The sequence below is a fragment of the Nostoc sp. genome (assembly GCF_041747015.1).
In the GTDB taxonomy this organism is placed as follows: Bacteria; Cyanobacteriota; Cyanobacteriia; order Cyanobacteriales; family Nostocaceae; genus Nostoc.
This window is the reverse complement of sequence record NZ_JBGTFY010000173.1, coordinates 1-4,367: the sequence shown is the minus strand read 5'-3', so window position 1 is coordinate 4,367 and position 4,367 is coordinate 1. Positions and strand designations below refer to the sequence as shown.

General features: G+C 41.1%; 5 protein-coding genes. All 5 read left to right on the top strand.

The window, feature by feature from the left end; translation table 11 throughout:
* Positions 1-371, top strand: a 371-nt coding sequence (locus tag ACEW80_RS13945) for a ferric iron reductase (RefSeq protein WP_373527154.1), incomplete at its 5' end; no start/stop codon positions are given.
* Positions 361-933, top strand: a complete 573-nt coding sequence (locus ACEW80_RS13940) for a GNAT family N-acetyltransferase (RefSeq protein WP_373527153.1) — start codon at positions 361-363, stop codon at positions 931-933. The genes ACEW80_RS13945 and ACEW80_RS13940, both read left to right, overlap by 11 nt.
* Positions 933-2,231 (top strand): lysine N(6)-hydroxylase/L-ornithine N(5)-oxygenase family protein, encoded by a 1,299-nt coding sequence (locus ACEW80_RS13935; protein ID WP_373527152.1) that lies wholly within the window; start codon positions 933-935, stop codon positions 2,229-2,231. The genes ACEW80_RS13940 and ACEW80_RS13935 overlap by 1 nt, the downstream gene beginning before the upstream one ends.
* Positions 2,228-3,439: an MFS transporter gene (locus tag ACEW80_RS13930; protein ID WP_373527151.1), complete on the top strand. Its 1,212-nt coding sequence runs from the start codon at positions 2,228-2,230 to the stop codon at positions 3,437-3,439. Before ACEW80_RS13935 ends, ACEW80_RS13930 begins: the two co-directional genes overlap by 4 nt.
* Before the next feature lie 2 nt (positions 3,440-3,441).
* The coding region (locus ACEW80_RS13925) for an IucA/IucC family siderophore biosynthesis protein (protein ID WP_373527150.1) at positions 3,442-4,367 on the top strand (926 nt) is incomplete at its 3' end.

Sequence of the window (4,367 nt, the reverse complement as noted above, 5' to 3'; positions counted from 1 at the left end):
ATGCCATTCTGCCCGGAATTAGTCAAAAAAGCCAAACATTTTGTGATGATGCGGTAATTGACGAACGAATAGGTTACTACTTATTTGTTAATAATTTGTTTGGATTGATTAATGCTTTTGGTGTAGCAGGATTGGTAGACGAACAACTACTTTTAGCCGAACTGCGAACAGCCTTAGCAAACCAACCAGCTTTGATTCAAGGTTGTTCTACTTTGTTGCAAAATCTCCTATGTCAATCGCATTTACGTTGTAAAGCCAATCTTCTCACCCGCTTTCACGATATGGATGAATTGGTAGGATCGGTATCTACTCAGTCTGTGTATGTTGCAATTGACAACCCCTTAGTTGATGGAGGTGTCTATGTCCCTTAATACATTGACATACTCTTATCAGACCTGGGACGCAAAGATTAATAAAGTAATCGCATTTCGTTCAGTTGTTTTAGAAGATTTACCACTGATTCACAACTGGATGAATCAACCTCATGTGATTCCTTTTTGGAACTTAGCATACAATATGGAACGGATGGGGCAACACTTACAAACAGCACTCACCGATCGCCATCAAACCCTTTATATTGGCTTACTAGATGATGTGCCGATGAGTTACTGGGAATCTTACTGGGCGGCGGACGATATTATTTCCCGCTATTATCCCGCACATCTTTGCGATCGGGGAATCCATTTATTAATTGGTTCTCCAGAGTTTCTTGGCAAAGGTTACGCCTTGCCCCTGTTACGTGCTATGACATTTTTTCAGTTTCAACACCCAGAAACAGCAAAGATTGTCACCGAACCAGACAGCCGTAACTCTAAGATGATTCACGTATTTAAACGCTGCGGTTTCGAATTGCAAACAGAGATTGACTTACCTGATAAACGGGCAGCATTGATGTTTTGTGATCGCCAAAGTTTTCTCAAGAGGTGGAAATAATGTCTGATTGTGTTTATGACATTATCGGTGTTGGTATTGGACCATTTAATTTAGGTTTGGCTGCACTATTAAAACCAGTAGCAGAAATTAACGCCCTGTTTTTAGAACAAAAACCTCAATTTCACTGGCATCCAGGCTTGCTAATGGAGGGGACGACAATTCAAGTTCCGTTTTTAGCAGATTTAGTAACAATGGCTGACCCCAGTAGCCGATTTAGTTTCCTTAGCTATTTACAGGCACAATCTCGCCTTTATCAATTTTATTTTTGGGAACAGTTTCACATTCCCCGCCGGGAGTATAACCATTATTGTCAGTGGGTAGCACAACAACTGCCTAGCTGTCATTTTGGGCAAAGAGTAGAAACAATTTCCCGGCAAGAAAATTCTCATTGTTTTGAAGTCCAAACACGAGATATGGCATCGGGAACTATATCTACTTATCGCTGTCAAAATTTAGTTCTAGGAGTTGGCAGCGTTCCGCGCGTACCTGCTTGCTTGCAAGATGTACTATCAGAAAATGTATTTCACTCGGCAGAATTTTTGCACCGACGCGATCGCACTCGTCAATCTAAATCAATTACAGTTATTGGATCGGGTCAAAGTGCAGCAGAAGTTTTTTATCAATTGTTGCAAGAACAAGAAACTTATGGCTATCGCCTAGAATGGCACACTCGTTCTCAAGGCTTTTTCCCTATGGAGTATTCAAAGCTGGGATTAGAGCATTTTTCCCCTGATTACATCCACTATTTCCACGGGCTTTCTCTCGAACGGCGAGAGCGAGTATTATCAGAGCAAAACTTACTTTACAAAGGCATTAGTTTTGACACTATTGCAGATATTTATAACCTGCTTTACGAACGTTCTGTTGCCGATAGTTCTCCAAATGTACGTTTACTGTCTTCCGTAGAAGTGAAAGAAGTCGAGATAATAGACGATATTTATCGTTTAGAATATCGGCATTTGCAACAAGATCGGCGATTTGCTCATGAAACCGACTGCATTATCCTCGCCACTGGATATCATCATCAGATTCCTAGTTGCCTTGCTGATATTCATTCTCTAATTCAGTGGCATCAAGGACGTTATGTTGTCAATCTTGACTATCGTTTAGAACTTACTCAGGAAATTCCCAACCAAATTTTTGTCCAAAACGGCGAACTGCATACTCACGGCGTTGGCGCACCAGATTTAGGATTAGGCGCTCATCGAAACTCCGTAATTATCAACACCATTACCGGAAAAACTGTTTATCCAGTTAATAGTCGCAATGTCTTTCAACAGTTTGGTGTTGCGATATGAAACATCGACTGCAATTAGTCTCCAGCGCGCTATTTCTGTGCGTATTTTTAGCTGTATTCAACGAGGTATTGCTCTCACCATTCTACCCCCAGTTTTTTCGCAAGGTATTTGGGATTGAGGATCTTTCTTATACCGGATACTACATTTTTGTTTGTCGGTTGGCTGTAGTGCTATGCGCTCCATTTTGGGGAATTTTAGCTCGTCAGTTTGAAGTCAAGCATCTGCTGTATATCGGACAAGTGGGAACAGCAATTATGACAGCCTTAATGGCGACATCTACCACTGCTAATCAATTTTTGATTTACTCCATTTTGTTACTGCTATGCAAAAGTAGCTATCTATTGGTGTATCCCTTAATTATTCAATTGGCGGGTGAGGAAAAAAGAACCACTGTAGCCGGAACTTATCAAGCAGTATTTCACGGCGCAATTATCACAGCGACGATCGCTGGTGCTTGGATGGTGAATCTTGATGCCCCTTTATTCTTATTTTACCCGATCGCCGCCGCCGATGTGTTGCAGCTTGGCATCTGCCTTTATATCTTGCGGGGAGTTTCTACACAACGCTTAGATGTTATTACAGAAAGTCAACCTTCAATAAGGGGTAATCAGACAAGTTTTATAGTGGCGATTGGGATAGTGATTCTCACCTTTCAGTTAGCAAATAATTTGGTGCGTCCTTATTTCACAGCTTATATCACTGCATCCGCACCTTTTAAAGTCAACCTTCTAGAAAGTAGTTTGCTATTTGTGATTCCTAGCATTATGGCGATCACTGCTTTGCCCTACATTCGCAAATCCTGTCATCCACAACGATTAAAACCTGTCTATTTAGTTGGGTTATGTGTCTTAGCTGGGAGTTTGTATCTCCAAGGTTGGACGCAACACCTCTTAGTTCTAGTTTTAGCCAGGGGAGTTTACGGATTTTGTTTAGCCGTGACTCAAGCTGCTTTAGAACTGCAATTATTTGGCAGTAGCACTGCTAAAAGTCTCCATTTCAACTACAGCCTGGCAACTTCCTTTGCCAATATGGGACATTTGGGTGCGCCGCTAATGGCTTCATCACTGGTTAATACCTACAGTTTAGCTGCTCCATTTTTAGCCGCCGCAACGATTTGTTGTATCAACTTATTTTTTGCTCAATTCACAGTTTTCCGCAAAATGTCTTTACGCCTTCAACCCTTACCCGTTTCTAAACAGGAGCCATAATCATGAATCAGTTACAAGTTCTTACTCAAGCATTACAAATGCAAAATTGGCAGTCTGTGGGTAATACCCTACTAGCTAAAATGCTTTCAGAGTTTATGTATGAGGAGATTATTCAACCAGAAATTGTTGAAACTAAGGGAGACTATCATCTTTACCGCCTCTCGCTTCCTGAAGGTATTATCTATAGTTTTGAAGCTAAACAACGCTTGTTTGATAGTTATCGGGTCATTCCAGAATCAATCCAACGCTGGGAAGGGACGCAATGGTTGCCAGCCTCTAACCCTTTAAAATTTGTTTTAGATGTATACATAGCAGTGGGAATGACCTCTGAAACTACCGCTCATCTGTTGAAAGAACTAAGTAATACTCTCCTCGCCGATGCTCATATTAAAGTAGCAAAAGAAAAACAGGATACAGATTTACTGGAGATGGACTATCCCCACTTAGAAGGGGAAATGGAAGGACACCCTTGGATTACTTTCAATAAAGGGCGAATTGGTTTTGGTTATGATGACTATTTAGCTCATGCACCAGAACGTAAACAGGCGATCGCTCTATTCTGGATTGCTGCAAGACAAAATCGCGCTCAATTTAATTCTGTAACCGCTCTCGATTACCAAACACTAATGACAGAGGAGTTAGGAGAAGAAACTCTAGCGGAATTTGAGACAATACTAAAATCGCAAAACTTAGAGCCTGTCAATTATTATTTTCTACCAGTCCATGAGTGGCAATGGAAAAACATGATTATTCCGTTGTTTGCAGAAGATTTAGCGATAAAAGCAATTGTTCCTCTCGGTTACAGCCGCGACCGCTATTTACCCCAACAATCAATTCGCACCTTCGCAAATATTAGCCATCTCCAAAAACGCTATGTTAAGTTACCTCTAAGTATCCTCAATACCCTTGTCTATCGTGGTTTGCCAAG

Coding starts and splice junctions, on each gene's coding strand:
- ACEW80_RS13940 (WP_373527153.1), top strand. CDS start 361: ATGTCCCTTAATACATTGACATACTCTTATCAGACCTGGGACGCAAAG.
- ACEW80_RS13935 (WP_373527152.1), top strand. CDS start 933: ATGTCTGATTGTGTTTATGACATTATCGGTGTTGGTATTGGACCATTT.
- ACEW80_RS13930 (WP_373527151.1), top strand. CDS start 2,228: ATGAAACATCGACTGCAATTAGTCTCCAGCGCGCTATTTCTGTGCGTA.